Origin of the sequence: Bifidobacterium sp. N4G05 (assembly GCF_002742445.1) — a bacterium.
In the GTDB taxonomy this organism is placed as follows: domain Bacteria; phylum Actinomycetota; class Actinomycetes; order Actinomycetales; family Bifidobacteriaceae; genus Bifidobacterium; species Bifidobacterium hominis.
In genome coordinates, this window is the sequence record NZ_NJNQ01000009.1 from 15,777 (window position 1) to 32,666 (window position 16,890).

The window sequence follows — 16,890 nt, forward strand, 5'->3', positions numbered from 1 at the left end:
AATTGCAAGGACCGGCTCCGTAACAGGATGCCGGTCCTTGCTGTATCTCAAGTTTTTGTTTTCAGTCTTGCGGGGTGAAACTGTCGCGTGCGACGAGACAGGTGGAGATTCGCATATGCTGGCTGATCGTGCGATTCGCGGTCAGTGCTTCGGCAAGCATGAGCGCTGCGGCTTTCGCGAGTTCGTCCTGGCTAATGTCGTACGACGACAATGCGGGAGATGTGTATTTCGCGATCTCCTGATTGTTGATGCTGATTACTTTGATATCTTGTGGCACTATCACATTTTCGGTGGCAAACGCCTGTAGCACGCCAACCGCCAATGGGTCGGCTGCAACGATCACTGCATCGGGCAGATCGTCCGCATGATCCTGCAGTAACTGACGCCCCTGCAAACGGCCGTTTTCCACAGTGAATGGGCCATTCGCATACACCAATCCCTGCACGTCCAAGTCCAAACGTAGCGTCCAATTGCGGAATGCGAACGTACGAATATCTTCCGGATATTCATGCTCGCCCATAATGTTGCCCAAGCCGCCTATGAAACCGATTCGCGAGCAGCCGGATGTCGTAAGCGCGTCAATTGCATCCAATATGGTCTGTTCCAAATCGGGTTGCACTGAATCGAACAATTCCGGCGCAGGATTGATGTCGATGAATACGCCGTGTGGAAGCTTCCTATGCAGGAGGTGCAGCGTCTTGCGATCCAATGGCGATGGGCCGATCGAAATGAATCCGGCGTATTTGTCGGCATTGGCGATCAGCGAATCCACGTCCTCATGCATGGTTACGTTCATGCGTTGCTCTTCAGCATGTTTGACGAGCGCTTCGCGCAACTCGTCGAAATACACGTCCTGCAAACCCTCGTCGGGAACGACATTGTCGAGAATCGCGACATCCTGCGGAATGGTGATGCGCTGATATTGCGGTACGTTCTTGTACCCCATTTCCAGACTAGCGTTTAGAATCTTCTCGCGGGTGGAATCCTTCACCGAAAAGGTGGGATCGTCCTTCAAAACCCTCGAAACAGTGGCTTGGGAGAAACCTACCCGTTTCGCTATCTCTCTGATAGTGGCCATTCGAATCCTCCTCGAAGCCATCGTTGGCTAAACACATTTACTAATTAATTTAGCATATATGCCTCCATCCTGCCGTATTCCCTCTAAGCGTTTTACGAGATAAAGCAATCGTGCATCAAACGAGAATCCTCTTTACTCAGCTTGCCTCGGGACGGCTTCGGGCAATGAAGTGCCCATGGTTTCGAGGCGCATGAGGAACTCGTTGGCACTCATGGCGTTGCTCAACAGTGTGCCCTCCGCAAGCGTGCCTCCGATGGAACGGATGAACTCAACCTGATCCAAGGACTCCACGCCATCGAACACCACATAGAACGCATCGCTGTCGCGCGAAATATCCAACGTGCGCTGCATGATCTGCTTCGCGCGAGGCGTATGGAAATCGCGAACCACCGTCTTGTCGAATCGTGCGAAATCCAACGGAAGATGCGCGAACGCAGCAACCTCCGAATACGTGGTGCCAGCATTGGTCAAACCCAACTCGACGTTCGACAAAGCGGCAAGATCGGCAACCTCATCATCAACTTCATCATGCGCCACATGAATGGCATGCGATCCCAACTGCAGACCGAAACGCAGCTGTGGCTGCTCATGAGTCAACTGCTCCAAGCGCTCGTGGAAGATGGATGCGCCTAATTCCGAACCATTCATGCAAATGTCCACAATATCCAATTCGGGTGCCACCTTGCGGAACGCGGTCATGTCTTTCACGCAGGTTTCCAGCACGTCGAGCGTCAGCTGCACGCTCATGTTGAGACGATGCGCTTCAGCCGTTACGAAATACGGTGCCAGCGTACGGCCCTTCGCGTCATGCACGCGCACAATCGTATCCAGCGAAGTGATACGTTTCGTATTCACATCGAAAATCGGCTGGTAGAGCACGGAAATCGTGTTGTCTTCGATCGCATGACGAAGCACGTCGGAAGCGTTGAAATAGTCTCCCGAACCATTCTGCGCGGCGAGCGTGGACGTCATGCCGTCGACTACGGGCAGATTGGAGCTCTCCGACTCGTAGATGTGCGCGCTCGCATCGGCAAGCAGCACGGCGAACCCGTCCGTCGCGTTCGAGAACGAAATGCTGCTCGACACGTCCACGGAAACCTCGCCTTCTTCGGTATACACCGGCATGACGGCAAGATTGCGCATGCGTGTGGCCAACTCCTCCACACCACTGGTTGACGTCACATCGGTTACGATCATGGCGAATTCCGCGCCGTTCACGCGCGAAAGCGTGGCGTTTTCCGGCAGCAGCTGGCTTAAACGCATGCCCACGGATCGCAGCACGGCATTGCCGATTTTGCGTCCATAATGTTCGTTGACGGTGCGCAAATGCTCCACGCTGAAATACACCACGGCAACCAGATTATGCACATTCTCGGTTTGCAGGCTCTTCAAATGCCCGATGAACGCACGATACGTGAGTGCTCCAGTCAGCGTATCCGTTTCCGATTCGGTGCGCAGCAGCGTCACTTCCTTGTTCACGCGTAACGATTCAGTAAGTATTTCGCCGCAGGTGAGCAATATCGTCTCGTCGGTCGACATGAACGGACGATTCCAAATACTGCGTTCCGTCGCGAGATAATACTGTCGCGAGCCGGTGGAAATAGGCGCGGAATAGCGGTAGGAATACCCTCTTTTATCAAGATTGTTTGCATTGCTGATGAAACAGCGCATGCGGGTGAGACCACGATTAATGCGTCTTGCCACGGTCTCTTCCGGAACTTGATTCGGCAACGGCAGCGCGTCACTCACATTCGCTATGCATTTCAACGCACTTCGGGATCGCGCGAGCCGGCTCATCGTATCGACCGTCATCAGCAACAGCGAGCAGGCGATCAGTGCCAGCATGAACACGGAAAGCACGGTGGCAGTATCCGAGCCAATATTGGCGAACTCCAGAATTTCGGGAATCCACACAATCGCCATCAAATCAGCCAAAGCCATGGCAAGAATGTGAGATAGCGAATACTCGTGCATGGCTTTACGAATCGGAATTTGTACAAAAAAGAACGTTACAATATCACAAATCAATCGAATAATCGGCACTGCAGCAGTCATAATCAGTAATGGCAGCAACCAATGCTGAAATTGATAAGGATTAATCGCAGCATTGACGGAATTCTGTCTGATAATAATCGACAGTACGTGAGAAGTATTCGCAAATAATATTTTGATCAGTGGGATTGGCGCAAGTGTGGTTCCGGCGTGAAGAATGCCGATTTTCAGACTGCGTGCGGTGATGATCGACGTGATGATGGTAACGATGATCAGGAACATGGCCACGTTGGGGAAATAGCCGGTTACCAGCAGTATGACGGTCAACGGTGGCAGCACGGTGTGTTCGGCGGCAACGCGATACGACGAACGCTTTTTGTGGTAGATCAGGCACAGCAGAAAACACAGCGACCATATGCAGATGCGCGCAGGGTCTTCCATAAGTTGCTGCACGCCTTCCTGCGCATGGAATGCGATTGCGGCCGCAATGCACAACGCATAGATGATGGCCAGAATGGTGATTCTGGCTGGTTTTCTGATACCGTCTTTTGGCTGGCTGCTGTTGATTGCCTGATGCTTTGATTGCTTCGATGTCATGATTGCCTGATTTCGTTCCCTTGTTTCACGTTGCTTCTTGCTGAAGAAGTGACGTCTGCCTGCCTATGTCTGCTTGTGCTTGCTTGCGTTGCCGCCGGCTACAGCACCGGTCCGATAATGCGCCACGGTGCGTTCGTGCCTTCCTCGGCGCTGTCCGGCTGCTCGTTTTCGTTGTTGCCCAACGATTCGTAGATATCGCCGTTCCAGATCACCTTGTCGCCTTGCTTGTACAGTACGTCTGGCTCCCATGTGGGGTAGGCCTGCTGCGAGGAATTCCAACGTGCATTGTCGAAATCGACGAGCGTGCCCGGTGTGCCTCGGAAGCCCGAGCCCAAGGTGGTGGCGAATTCGCCGTCCGTCTGTTTCATGCCGCTGCAGAATGTTTTGAGCGTGTTTGTGTTCGTATAGTTTTCGCCGCATTGCTGGTCGCGATTCAGCGACCACATGCTTAAGTGGCCCAGGCTTGTTTCTAGTGCGAACGTGTTGATTTCGCGCGCATTGTCGAGCGTGAAATACTCGTTTTTGGTGTCGTTCTGGCCGATGAGCACGGTGGCTCCCAGCAGTTCCCAGATCTGATGGTCGCTGAAGAGTTTGCCGCGACTGTACAGCAAGGTTTTGTATTGCGCGTGGGCCGCGTTCAATGAGCTTTTGATTAGGGTGGATTGTGTGATTGACGTGGATGCCACGTTGAAATCCATGGTCATGAGATTCACGGTGGAAAGCGTTACGCCAGCGTCCAGAAACGCATTCACGGTTTGCATTCCTTGCATTGTAAGGCCTTTCGCGTCAGCTGGAAGCGTCAGGCTGATGATCAGATCGTGACTGGTATCGTCTTTTCCTTTATTTTTCGCTTTTTCATTGGCGATGAGTTTTGCCACGGCTTGCGCTCGCCGGGTTGCAGTTTCGCTGTAGCCGTCGAGATTCTTGTTTTCGATATCGAAGTCGAGCGAGGTGATGTGATAGCGGTCGATCACCTGCTGGTATGCGTCGGCAAGCGCGTCGACGTCAGTGCATGCGGCGGCCAGTTCGGTACCGTTCTGGCCTCCGAAGCTGACGGTTACCGTGCGGTCGGTTTTGTAGGTTTGCGCGATACGGCTGTCAAGATCAAGCGTGGAGGCTGCCTCGTCGAGCGTGTAGTAGCCGCCCCAACTGGGCTGGCAGCCGTCGCCGGCGGTGATGAAACCGAGGGACACATTCCGGTAGACGTTGCCTACCTTGGATTCAAACTCGTATGAGGGTGTTGCGGTCACGTCCACATAGCCGCCGAACCAGGGTTCCGGCAATTTCTTAGCCGCCGTTCGCGTGAAGGTGATCCACGACCATGTGCCGGCAGCAACGAGCGCGATGCACAGTATCGCTATGAACAATCGGAGGAAGGAAAATCGCCTTCCCGGAAACAAGGGTTTCATCATTCCCTTTCATCAAGAATCGTCAAGCTACCATGCCGATGGGGGCATCGGGTGGTCGAGCGGGCTATGCCCCGCTTGGCTTCAGTGCGCAGGCGGGTGATTTTACGGGGGATTGGGTATTCCTCTCGTGCGCTGGCTCTCTTATATCTTGCTAACAGTAAGGGAGTGTAGTATGTGGCTGGTACGAAGATTTTAGGCAGTGATGTATGTTTTTGCGTCGATGAGGCGGCGCCGGCAATTCAAAGGGGTTTGAGGTGGCAAGAATAGGGGATGCTGAAGGTGGTGATCGCAAATATCAGTGGGGAGCGGAAACTTCCACACAACCGCTTGCGATTATGCATGGCAAGCCTTCGCCGACGCGCGTTGTGCTCGGTTACGTTGCCATCATCTGCACGGTTATTTCATGGCTTATCTACATGATCACGATGATTTTGTCATTGTTCGTCAACAATCCTTCGCTCACGTTACGTTTCGTGGTTGAAGGCGTGCTGTACATGACGATTGTGACCACGCTGATTTTCAGTGCGCTCGTCTATCTGGTCACACGGCAGGGCGCGCTATATCGCTTCATCCGACATGAACGCGTGCCTCGGGCGATGCTCGACGACCATTTCGCACATAACTACAACAAAGGCATCACCGTACTGATCCCATCGTATGTGGAACAGCCGAAAGTTGTCGAAAAAACAATCTGGTCGGCGGCATTGCAGGAATTTCCCGACCTTGCAGTCGTACTCCTAATCGACGATCCTCCGCATCCTAAAAATGATGAGGCGCGAGCGATTCTCAAAGCAAGCCGCGAACTCATGCCGAAAGTATTAGCCGAATTGGCGGCACCTGCGGAACGTTTCACAAAAGCGCGCGACGAAACCGCTGCGGCGCTCGCCGATCAGATGGACGCAAGGCGTAGCGTGGTCGCACGCTGTGCAGAAGACTATCGTGCGGCCGCGCAATGGTTGGAGCATAAGGCCGACACATGGCTGGTCGAAGATCATACCGACGATTTCTTCTGCAATCAGGTATTGCGCGGTCTTGCACGCGACCTGCGTTTGACGGAACAGGCGTTGAACGAATCGATCACATTGCAGCAGCATGTCGACGCGAATCGCATTCTGCAACTGTACGAACGTTTGGTGCGTATCTTCATCGCAAAAGGATGGTCTTTCGAACGCAAGCTGTACGCATCGACCTCCCGCGAAGGCAACAAGGCCATGAATCTGAATTCCTTCATCGGATTGATGGGACACTCGCTCAAACGTGTGGAAACTTCCGATGGGGTGATTTTGCGTGACGTGCGTGAGGGCGAATCTCCGGATTTCGTGATGCGCAATTCCGAATATGTGCTGACATTGGACGCTGATTCCATGCTGTTGCGCGACTACTGCCTGCGTTTGGTGTACCAGATGGAACAGCCGGGCAATGAGCGCGTGGCCGTGATTCAGACTCCGTATTCCTCGTATCGTGGTGCGCCGACGCGAATCGAACGTATTGCGGCCGCCACCACTGACATTCAGCATATGCTGCACCAGGGCATGACGTACTATGATGCCACGTTCTGGGTGGGTGCGAATGCGGTGATCCGCAAGGCCGCGCTTGACGATATTTGCGTGGTTTCGACCGAGGGCACGCGTACGGTGAAAACGTATATTCAGGATCGTACGGTAATCGAAGACACCGAATCCAGTATTGATTTGGGCTATTTCGGCTGGCATTTGGTCAATTATCCGGAGCGGTTGAGCTATAGCGCGACCCCGCCAGATTTCGGCTCGCTGGTGGTGCAGCGGCGGCGTTGGGCGAACGGTGGTCTGCTGATCATCGGCAAATTCTTCCGCATTGTGCATGCGCGGCATCAGCAGGGCAATGATGTGAAGCTGGGCGAGTGGGCGTTGCGCGTGAACTACATGGCGTCCATCGCATGGTCGAGCTTCGGCTTGATGTTCCTGTTGGCGTATCCGTTCGATCAGCGGTTGCTGAGCCCATGGGTGGTGTTCGCTTCGTTGCCGTATTTTGCCACCATGTCGAGCGATTTGAAGCGTAACGGGTATAAGCGTTCTGATATTTTCCGTATTTACGGTTTCAATATTGTGCTGTTGACGGTGAATCTTTCCGGTACGCTCAAGTCGATTCAGCAGGGCATGACGAATACGAAGATTCCGTTCGCGCGTACGCCGAAAGTCAATAATCGTACCGCTTCTCCGGCCTTGTATGTGACGATGCCGTGGGTGATCATTATTTATTCGTGCATGGTGTTCTATGCCGATACGTTTTCGCATAATTGGGGTAACGCGGTGTTCGCCGGATTCAATGCGATCGTGACGTTCTGGGCGCTGACCGCGTATATCGGCATCTGGCATTCCGTGCAAGACATGGTGGTTGGCCTGATTCGCTGGTTCTTCGTACCGATCAAGGAACCGCAGCAGGAAGCGGTCCGCAAGAAGGCCTCCTGGCGTGACGCCCTCTACTTCGGTGACCGCCAAATGATCTACGAGTCCCGCCCGCTCTAGCGCGCTCCCCGTGTCTGTCTGCACTTTCTTCAGGTTTAAAAAGCCGTGTAGCAGAAAATCTTGTCACGTGTTTGAGCCAAATCTCCGTGAGGCACTGTTGTGGGTGCCGTAAAGTAGCGGGAAAAGGGGTTTCTTATGACTCGAGATAACGATTGGAGTACCATGCAAAACAGCTCACGTCACGATATGCAGGTTGATTCGTTGGGCACGTTCGCCGCGCGCAATCCGCTGGACTCGCTTGCGGTTACAGCGCCGGGTCGTACGCGTTGTGTGAACGCCGAGAATCCCACAGGCGGCAAAGGCACGGCCGCGACCGCAGCCAGTGCACTTGGCCCGTCGCGCAAGGGCAGTCCGTGCATTCAAACCGTGAAAGCAGGGGAGAGCGTCACACTGATGGATGTGGACGGTCCAGGCGTGATCCGCCATATTTGGATGACCGTCACCGATCGCACGTCGCCTACCGGCCCAAACGTGCTTCGTAACCTGATCTTGGAATTCTACTGGGATGGCGAGGAAACCCCGTCCGTGCAATGCCCGATCGGCGACTTCTTCTGCTGCGGCCACGCGCAGGCCTGCCGAGTCAATTCGATGCCGGTGGTGGTCGTACCCAATCGCGGTTTCAACTGTTACTTCTCCATGCCGTTCGAACATGCGCGCATCGTGCTCCGCAACGATCACAATGAAGACGTTCCCGCGTTCTTCTACCAGATCGACTACACCGAATATGACTCGCTTCCGGTCGACACCATGCGTTTCCATGCGCAGTGGCGTCGCGAGCGTGTCACCGAACTTGCCCGCGACTATGTGGTGCTCGACGGCGTGCACGGTCGCGGCGCGTATATCGGCACGTATCTGGCGCTCACCGCGTTGGAAAGCCGCTGGTGGGGCGAGGGTGAAGTCAAAATGTACATCGATGGAGACGACCGGTACCCTACATGGTGCAGTACTGGTGCCGAGGATTATTTCGGTGGTGCGTGGAGTTTCGCTGATTTCGACGAGCACGGGCACATGTATGAGCAGACGTTCTGCGCGCCGTACGTCGGATTCCCGTTCTACTCACAGCGTCTCGCCTCGCATCGCGAAAGCGCGTATTGGGATGTGAATACGCCGGTGACCCGCGGATTGTATCGCTGGCACATTCCCGATCCGATTTATTTCGAACATGATTTGCGTGTGGAATGGCAGCAGATCGGTACTGAGGAGGGCGGCAATTTCGAGCGTCAGGACGACGTCGCTTCCGTCGCATACTGGTATCAGCTCGAGCCGCATGCTCCGTTCGATCCGATTGGCGATCGCCATTTCCGTCAGCCCCGCTGATTTTCGCCCCCGAACTTACGATTTTCGGTCTATCCGGTCAGTTCGGGGGCGTTGTGCTGTCTGCACGACTTGCGTTCTGTGCCTGCACAACTCGGGTTTTAACCCAATTTTGTGGGTTGTGCAGACGCGGGGTGTGGGTTGTGCAGACGGGAAATGCGACTTGTGCAGACGGGATTAGATGTCGCAACGCCTGCTGTGCCGATTATCGTGCGAACGTTCTGCGCATCCACGCAACAGCCAGTTGTGTCCAGATCTGCATGCTTGGTTCGATGCCGTTGACGCCCTGCCATGCGGTTTCCGCAGTGCCCAACGACAGTCCGTGACCGCCGTTCGGGAACAGGTGCGCCTCCACACTGACGCCAGCCTTCTTGCAGGCGTCGATCAGCATCAGTGTGTTCTCATATGGCACGACTTCGTCGGGAACGGTGTGCCATACGAACACCGGCGGTGTTTTGGTGTCAATATGGCGTTCGATCGACACGGATTCGAGCGCTTCCGGATCGTTGCGTCGCTCGCCAAGCAGCGAGTCGAAACTGCCGCGATGGGCGAGTGGACCAGACGTAATTACAGGATAGGCGAGCATCAAACCGTTCGGGCGCACCGCATCCGGGTCATAGCCATGTGCCTCAAGCACGTCATCGCTGGTGGACGTGGCGAGATTCGCAGCCAGATGACCACCTGCGGAAAAACCGATTACAGCAATCGCATCCGGATCGACATGCCACTCGGTGGCATGCTCACGAATCATTGTCATCGCATCGGCAGCTTCCAACAGCGCAACTGGAAAAACGGAAGGTTTTACCGAATATCGCAGCACAAAAGCGTTGAAACCGGCCGCAAGGAACTGCATCGCAATCGGCTCCGCTTCGCGATCGGATGTCATTTCGTAGCCGCCGCCCGGAATCACGAGAACGGACGGACGTACACGATCGGAAACGATTTCTTCACTGTTGTCAAGGCAATATCCGACGAATTTCGCTGCGCTGCCGTCGATGCCGGAAATTTCTTGTTCAAAATATTTCATATATCCATCATAGGTGGAACACGGCGCACGCTATGCAGGAACTATTTGGTCCCGCTATTTTTCGTACCTTGTGATCCGTGGGCGCAAATTGTGCAGTCGGGAGAGTGCGTCTTACGCGAGCAGCCAGTCGAGAATGTTGCGGTGTTGAATGTCTTGGCAGTCGCCGAGTCCGATGATATCCAAGGTGAGCTGCGTGATGTACGGGAGTCCTCCATACGTGAGATACCGGTCGAACAGCGCATTGTTGTTCGCAGTCGATTACAATGCATTCCGATATTCCAAGAAAGACAGCGGCAGGCCGTCTGTTTCATCGCGCGGCACGCGCGGGACGGTGAAACGTCGCTTGATTTCGTTCACTGCGTGACGCGTGCGACGGAATCCGCATTTGTGTATGGCTGCTCACATGTCCGATACATTTTTCCCAGCGAATTGACAGGAACACGCATCATTCCTCCAAGACTTGGGCGCTTATATAGAACATGTCAGCGGTTATGACGGCTGGCGAGGTTCCTGAAGAACCCCATAACTGAACCCTTCTTCTCTCTTCTCTCTCAGCCGGCGGCCCTTCTTCCGCCGGCTTTCTTTTTCTGAACAGGATTCATGCGATTTGCGATTGATGCCGTTCTGAATGTGTAAAAAGAAACGGCCGACCGCGCTTATTGGCATATGGTCGACCGTTGCGATGTTTGTGATTATGCAGTGGTTGTGTGTGGTTGTGCGGTTGTGTGCTAGCGTTCGTGAGTTAGCAGCGCTCGTACGAGAATCTGCGCAGACGTTCGAAGCATTCCACGCTTTCCTCAAGCCATGGCATGCCGATCACGAACACATGGCCGAGTGTCTCGTGGCGGCGTGGCTTCGGGTCGAACAGTTCGAAATCGGCTCCCTTGCGTGCCAGTGCGGCGGCGAGCGCCAGATTATCGGCCTCAAGGAAATCGTCGCCACAGGTCACGATGAACAATGGCGGCAGGTCGACGTTGAACGCCAGGCCTTCGGCGGTGAGGAACTTCGGGTCGGCGGCTTCGATGCCGTCGAAGAATTCGACGCCAAGCATCTGTTCGAGGCCGGTGCGGCGGTTCGGATCGTAACTAACGGTCAACTTGCTGCCCATGGTTTCCAATGATGCGGAACTGTACGCGCCGCACACGGGAGCCGCACCTGCGAATCCAATGCCGGAAGGCTCGTCAATGCCGAATGCGGCCGCAGCTTCGGCGTTGTTCTCAATCGCCAGCGTCAGCATGGTCAATGCGCCGCCAGCTGAATCGCCGGTGAGGAACACGGCGTTCGGGTCGACCGGATAATCCGCCAAATGTGCCTTGATCCAGCGCAATGCCGCTTGAACATCCGCCAACTGACCCTTCAGATCGGTCTGCGGGGCCGGGCGGTAATTCAGTGAGAACACGGCGAAGCCCGTTTCGGCCAGATGCACGTTGAAATTGCGGTTCAATTCCTTGTATCCATAGGTGAAACCGCCGCCATGTATATCGATGTACACCGGCAGTGTATGCCCGCAACGTAGCACCGCGTCATGTGGCAGATACAGGTCGAGCAAATGCCCTCTGCACTGCCCGGCTTCCGCATCGTAGCCGCCGTCGGGAAGGTAAGGAATATCGTCGATTACGTCGATGCTTTCCGGTGTGTGCCACAGTTCGGAACGCGGGGTGTCAACCGCGATTGCACTGAAACGCATGTCGAGAATGCCTTGAAGTCGTGCTTCGGAAAGTCCTGCAAGATCGACGGTGGTTTCCGTCCAACGTTCCGCATGCTTGATCATCTCGTCGGTAAGACCATATTTTTCCGCATATTGCGCGATGATCGCCTGTTCATCCGCCATCATTGCCGTCCTTTCGTGATTTTTCATACGATTGCGGTCGTTGCCGTCGTCGGAATGCCGCACTTCGATATATCGTACCGGTTCGATACGGAAAGCGCTACCGCAATCATCCATATTTCATTGCGTTCACAGCGAATTTATGCAACGATGCATGTGTTGATTTTACTGCGATTGCGACACGCCGAAATCACCTACGTTGCATCGAAAAACGGTTCGCATAGAATGAGTCGCGTTTGCGAATCCGAACAGGGGTTTCGACCGAGAGAGACGGCAACGGGACGCTCGACGAACGACGGACGTGAATCGTAACGGCAACGAACAGCCGTAAGAGCAACGAATCAACGCAACAACAGCCCACGAAAACCTAAATACCCAAGCAAACAATCTGAAGGAACGCTACGTATGTACGTCGATCCGAATCGAAATACAGAAGCAGGCAACCTCAAATGGATCCTGCCATACTGCAAACCCGACCTGCCGCGAGTTGCCGGCGCGATAGTGCTATTCTGCGTCAACAACACCATGGCTCTCATCATTCCGCTATTGTCGGGCCTCATTGTGGATCGTGTGATCGTGCAAGGACACGTCGACGAACTGACACGACTGTGCATCATGATGATCGTGTTCACCATCGTGCGCGTCGCCTCACGCTACGGCTATCAAATGTGGATGGAACGTTTCGGACAGAACTCCGTATTTCGTCTCGTCAGCGACGAATACGAGAAACTGCACGAACTTGACTTCACATATTTCAACCACACACGCACCGGCGACATTATGAGCCGCATGACCTCCGACACCGACGCCATCCGCCACGCGTTGAGCTGGGTGAGCTACCAGGTGCTCGACTGCGTGGTCATGTTCGTCGGCGCGCTCGCCATGATGTTTACCATCGACTGGCGTCTCGCGCTCGCGCTCGCATGCGTCACGCCGTTCATTTTCATTCTTACGCGCGGACTTTCCACGCACGCAAGGCCGCTGTTCTTCGCCATCCGCAACTCGCTTGCCGAAATGAATTCGATGGTCGAAGAAAACATCGAAGGCAACCGTGTGATCAAAGCGTTCGTACGCGAACCGTACGAAACCGAAAAATTCGACGAACGCAACGACGATTACATGCAACGCAACATGGCTCAGGCCTACAACAGCCGCAAATACATGCCGTGGCTTGATGCTCATGTACGGTAAGGAAGCAAGCAACCGAAAACAAGAGATAGACCGCCAGCACTACACTATTCCGAACCAAAGACCAAAAGATAAGCATTGTGGGAAAATCTAAACTTTTGGATTTTCCTACAATGCCAACTACGGCGGAATCCCTCCCACTCCTTATATCTTTCTGTATACATTGAATTTGTATTTAGTAAAATGCAGACAACACCACGGATCGGCTTTTGGTTGGACAATTCCAACCAAACACCACAGCAGACAGCAGAAAACATTCTGAACGCTAGGAAGCCGGTATGATTGTTACATATAAGGGGAAGAAAAATTTCTTTTAGGTACTTGCTTTCCTAAAACTGATGTGATACAATGATTTAATCCAGAAAAGGAGTAAAAAATATGCGGCAAGGTATTCTTAAATAAAACTATAATCAAATAGTGGGAACAAAGGATTATGATAGCTCCTTTTGTAGGGGCTTAGTTTTTTGTACCCAATTCAAGAATACTTTTGCCTTATCAATTTTGACATATCCCCAAAAACAGCAATCACAAACAGGTGTATGCTGTATATGTGTATGTCCGCAACTTATAATCCCCAGTGGTAAAAGTATTTTACTGCTGGGGATTTTTATGCCCTTTGGGGCTGTAAAGGGGGGACAATCACATGAAAATAATCAATATTGGAATTCTTGCCCATGTAGACGCTGGAAAGACGACCTTGACGGAGAGCCTGCTATATGCCAGCGGAGCCATTTCAGAACCGGGGAGCGTCGAAAAAGGGACAACGAGGACGGACACCATGTTTTTGGAGCGGCAGCGTGGGATTACCATTCAAGCGGCAGTCACTTCCTTCCAGTGGCACAGATGTAAAGTTAACATTGTGGATACGCCCGGCCACATGGATTTTTTGGCGGAGGTGTACCGCTCTTTGGCTGTTTTAGATGGGGCCATCTTGGTGATCTCCGCTAAAGATGGCGTGCAGGCCCAGACCCGTATTCTGTTCCATGCCCTGCGGAAAATGAACATTCCCACCGTTATCTTTATCAACAAGATCGACCAGGCTGGCGTTGATTTGCAGAGCGTGGTTCAGTCTGTTCGGGATAAGCTCTCCGCCGATATTATCATCAAGCAGACGGTGTCGCTGTCCCCGGAAATAGTCCTGGAGGAAAATACCGACATAGAAGCATGGGATGCGGTCATCGAAAATAACGATGAATTATTGGAAAAGTATATCGCAGGAGAACCAATCAGCCGGGAAAAACTTGCGCGGGAGGAACAGCAGCGGGTTCAAGACGCCTCCCTGTTCCCGGTCTATTATGGCAGCGCCAAAAAGGGCCTTGGCATTCAACCGTTGATGGATGCGGTGACAGGGCTGTTCCAACCGATTGGGGAACAGGGGAGCGCCGCCCTATGCGGCAGCGTTTTCAAGGTGGAGTATACAGATTGCGGCCAGCGGCGTGTCTATCTACGGCTATACAGCGGAACGCTGCGCCTGCGGGATACGGTGGCCCTGGCCGGGAGAGAAAAGCTGAAAATCACAGAGATGCGTATTCCATCCAAAGGGGAAATTGTTCGGACAGACACCGCTTATCCGGGTGAAATTGTTATCCTTCCCAGCGACAGCGTGAGGTTAAACGATGTATTAGGGGACCCAACCCGGCTCCCTCGTAAAAGGTGGCGTGAGGACCCCCTCCCCATGCTGCGGACGTCGATTGCGCCGAAAACGGCAGCGCAAAGAGAACGGCTGCTGGACGCTCTTACGCAACTTGCGGATACTGACCCGCTTTTGCGCTGCGAGGTGGATTCCATCACCCATGAGATCATTCTTTCTTTTTTGGGCCGGGTGCAGTTGGAGGTTGTTTCCGCTTTGCTGTCGGAAAAATACAAGCTTGAAACAGTGGTAAAGGAACCCACCGTCATTTATATGGAGCGGCCGCTCAAAGCAGCCAGCCACACCATCCATATCGAGGTGCCGCCCAACCCGTTTTGGGCATCCATCGGACTGTCTGTTACACCACTCCCGCTTGGCTCCGGTGTACAATACGAGAGCCGGGTTTCGCTGGGATACTTGAACCAGAGTTTTCAAAACGCTGTCAGGGATGGTATCCGTTACGGGCTGGAGCAGGGCTTGTTCGGCTGGAACGTAACGGACTGTAAGATTTGCTTTGAATACGGGCTTTATTACAGTCCGGTCAGCACGCCGGCGGACTTCCGCTCATTGGCCCCGATTGTATTGGAACAGGCATTGAAGGAATCAGGGACGCAACTGCTGGAACCTTATCTCTCCTTCACCCTCTATGCGCCCCGGGAATATCTTTCCAGGGCTTATCATGATGCACCGAAATACTGTGCCACCATCGAAACGGTCCAGGTAAAAAAGGATGAAGTTGTCTTTACTGGCGAGATTCCCGCCCGCTGTATACAGGCATACCGTACTGATCTGGCCTTTTACACCAACGGGCAGAGCGTATGCCTTACAGAGCTGAAAGGATATCAGGCCGCTGTCGGTCAGCCGGTCATCCAGCCCCGCCGTCCAAACAGCCGCCTGGACAAGGTGCGCCATATGTTTCAGAAGGTAATGTAAAGATACATAATCGTCAAGACGGCAACAATCAGAAGTTATGGAGGGTAACAATGGAATATAGTAAGGAAGATTTATTACAGCTTTGTCGGCAAGATTGACTTGCCCGAATAACCGCCCGACCTATCCGACACAATGGCCAAGTGTCGGATAGGAACGGCAAAATTTTTTGCACTTCTATTGCTTCTTTATCACACATAAGCAGACGGATTGGGATTCTCGCTGCAGCTGATCACGCTCGGCCTCGGCGGATTCCTGGTGATCACCGGGCGCATGACGCTTGGCGATCTCGTGGCGTTCAATTCCTACCTGTGGATGATCGACGGGCCGGTGCGCCAATCCGGATGGCTGATCAACGACTGGCAGCGTTTCAACGCATCCTGCATCAAAATCCGCAAACTGCTCACCTCTCAGTCGCACATCACGGAAAAGCCGGGAGTCGGCGCAAAAGCGAATACCGCGACTACGAATGCGAACAACGCCAACAATGCCAACGGTGCAAACGATGCAACTGGCAACATCTCGCAATCGCAGGCGACGTTTACAACGTCGGCGACACAAGCGGCGCAGACAACACAGGTAACGACTAACACGACCCGCATCGCCGGAAGCATCGACTTCCAGCATGTCAGCTTCGCCTTCCCCGACGAACCGAACACCCCCGTGCTTGAAGACGTGGATTTCCATGTTCCGGCAGGTGCCAAACTTGGCATTCTCGGCGAAACCGGCGCGGGCAAATCCACCCTTGTCAACCTCATCTCCCGCTTCTACGACCCCACCGAAGGCCATGTGCTCATCGACGGCGTCGACGCGCGAGACTGGCCGCTTGCCGCACTGCGCTCGCAAGTCTGCGTCGTCGCGCAAGACACGTTCCTGTTCTCCGACACCATTGGCGGCAACATCAGCTTCGGTGTGGGCGAACAGCGCGAATACGACGAACAGTACATTCGCCGCATGGCCACCATCGCTGGCGCGGACGGCTTCATCCGTAGCATGCCGGAAGGTTACGATACCGTGGTTGGAGAGCGCGGCGTCGGCCTTTCCGGCGGGCAAAAACAGCGCCTGAGCCTCGCCCGTGCGCTTGCGGACAATCCGTCGATCCTCATCATGGACGATACGACCAGCGCCGTCGATATGGAAACGGAAGCGGAAATCCAGCGCCATCTGCGCGAACTGGACGAACAGAAAACCATCGTCACCATCGCACATCGTATTTCATCGGTGAAAGATTCCGATCTGATCCTCGTGCTTGAGCATGGCCGCATTGTGGAGCGCGGCACGCATGACGAACTGGTGGCCGCGCACGGCCGATATTGGGAGATCTACTACAAGCAGCTCGGCTTGCAGGCGGGTCGTTCGCAAGGTTTCGAAGCGTAGGCGCGGGAAAGCAGGA

General features: G+C 53.9%; 8 protein-coding genes and 3 pseudogenes. 6 read left to right on the plus strand and 5 right to left on the minus strand.

Annotation, left to right across the window (positions count from 1 at the left end; genetic code table 11):
• Positions 1-61 precede the first annotated feature (61 nt).
• From CE153_RS08215 to CE153_RS08225, 3 genes are all read right to left on the minus strand, one after another.
• Positions 62-1,078, minus strand: coding sequence for a LacI family DNA-binding transcriptional regulator (locus CE153_RS08215; RefSeq protein WP_180753462.1), 1,017 nt, complete (start codon positions 1,076-1,078; stop codon positions 62-64).
• 132 nt (positions 1,079-1,210) lie between these two features.
• A complete protein-coding gene (locus tag CE153_RS08220; RefSeq protein ID WP_099595842.1) occupies positions 1,211-3,667 on the minus strand; it encodes an EAL domain-containing protein in 2,457 nt (818 codons plus the stop codon).
• Positions 3,668-3,765: 98 nt separating this feature from the next.
• On the minus strand, positions 3,766-5,079 hold the full coding sequence (locus tag CE153_RS08225; RefSeq protein WP_099595843.1) for a chitinase: 1,314 nt from the start codon (positions 5,077-5,079) through the stop codon (positions 3,766-3,768).
• Between the two features lie 251 nt (positions 5,080-5,330).
• On the opposite strand from CE153_RS08225, the gene CE153_RS08230 reads away from it, so the two are divergent.
• Together CE153_RS08230 and CE153_RS08235 are read left to right on the plus strand one after the other, a co-directional pair.
• Entirely contained in the window at positions 5,331-7,580 is a 2,250-nt protein-coding gene (locus CE153_RS08230) for a glycosyltransferase family 2 protein (protein ID WP_099595844.1), read from the plus strand.
• Between the two features lie 186 nt (positions 7,581-7,766).
• The gene (locus tag CE153_RS08235; protein WP_099595853.1) at positions 7,767-8,897 is read left to right on the plus strand and encodes a glycoside hydrolase family 172 protein; all 1,131 of its coding nucleotides are present in this window, start codon (positions 7,767-7,769) and stop codon (positions 8,895-8,897) included.
• Positions 8,898-9,099: 202 nt separating this feature from the next.
• Here the strand turns inward: CE153_RS08235 and CE153_RS08240 are convergent, their stop codons facing one another.
• Together CE153_RS08240 and CE153_RS08245 are read right to left on the minus strand one after the other, a co-directional pair.
• The gene (locus tag CE153_RS08240) at positions 9,100-9,921 is read right to left on the minus strand and encodes an alpha/beta hydrolase (RefSeq protein ID WP_099595845.1); all 822 of its coding nucleotides are present in this window, start codon (positions 9,919-9,921) and stop codon (positions 9,100-9,102) included.
• Positions 9,922-10,663: 742 nt separating this feature from the next.
• A complete protein-coding gene (locus CE153_RS08245) occupies positions 10,664-11,755 on the minus strand; it encodes an alpha/beta hydrolase (protein WP_180753463.1) in 1,092 nt (363 codons plus the stop codon).
• Between the two features lie 399 nt (positions 11,756-12,154).
• Between CE153_RS08245 and CE153_RS08250 the strand changes: the two are divergent.
• From CE153_RS08250 to CE153_RS08265, 4 genes and pseudogenes are all read left to right on the plus strand, one after another.
• Positions 12,155-12,925, plus strand: a pseudogene (locus tag CE153_RS08250) (ABC transporter ATP-binding protein); the annotation flags it as partial.
• Positions 12,926-13,580: 655 nt separating this feature from the next.
• On the plus strand, positions 13,581-15,500 hold the full coding sequence (gene tet(W) / locus CE153_RS08260) for a tetracycline resistance ribosomal protection protein Tet(W) (RefSeq protein ID WP_039199418.1): 1,920 nt from the start codon (positions 13,581-13,583) through the stop codon (positions 15,498-15,500).
• A 201-nt stretch (positions 15,501-15,701) separates the two neighbouring features.
• Positions 15,702-15,936, plus strand: a pseudogene (locus CE153_RS09185) (ABC transporter ATP-binding protein); the annotation flags it as partial.
• A gap of 158 nt (positions 15,937-16,094) precedes the next feature.
• Positions 16,095-16,874, plus strand: a pseudogene (locus CE153_RS08265) (ABC transporter ATP-binding protein); the annotation flags it as partial.
• Positions 16,875-16,890 lie beyond the last annotated feature (16 nt).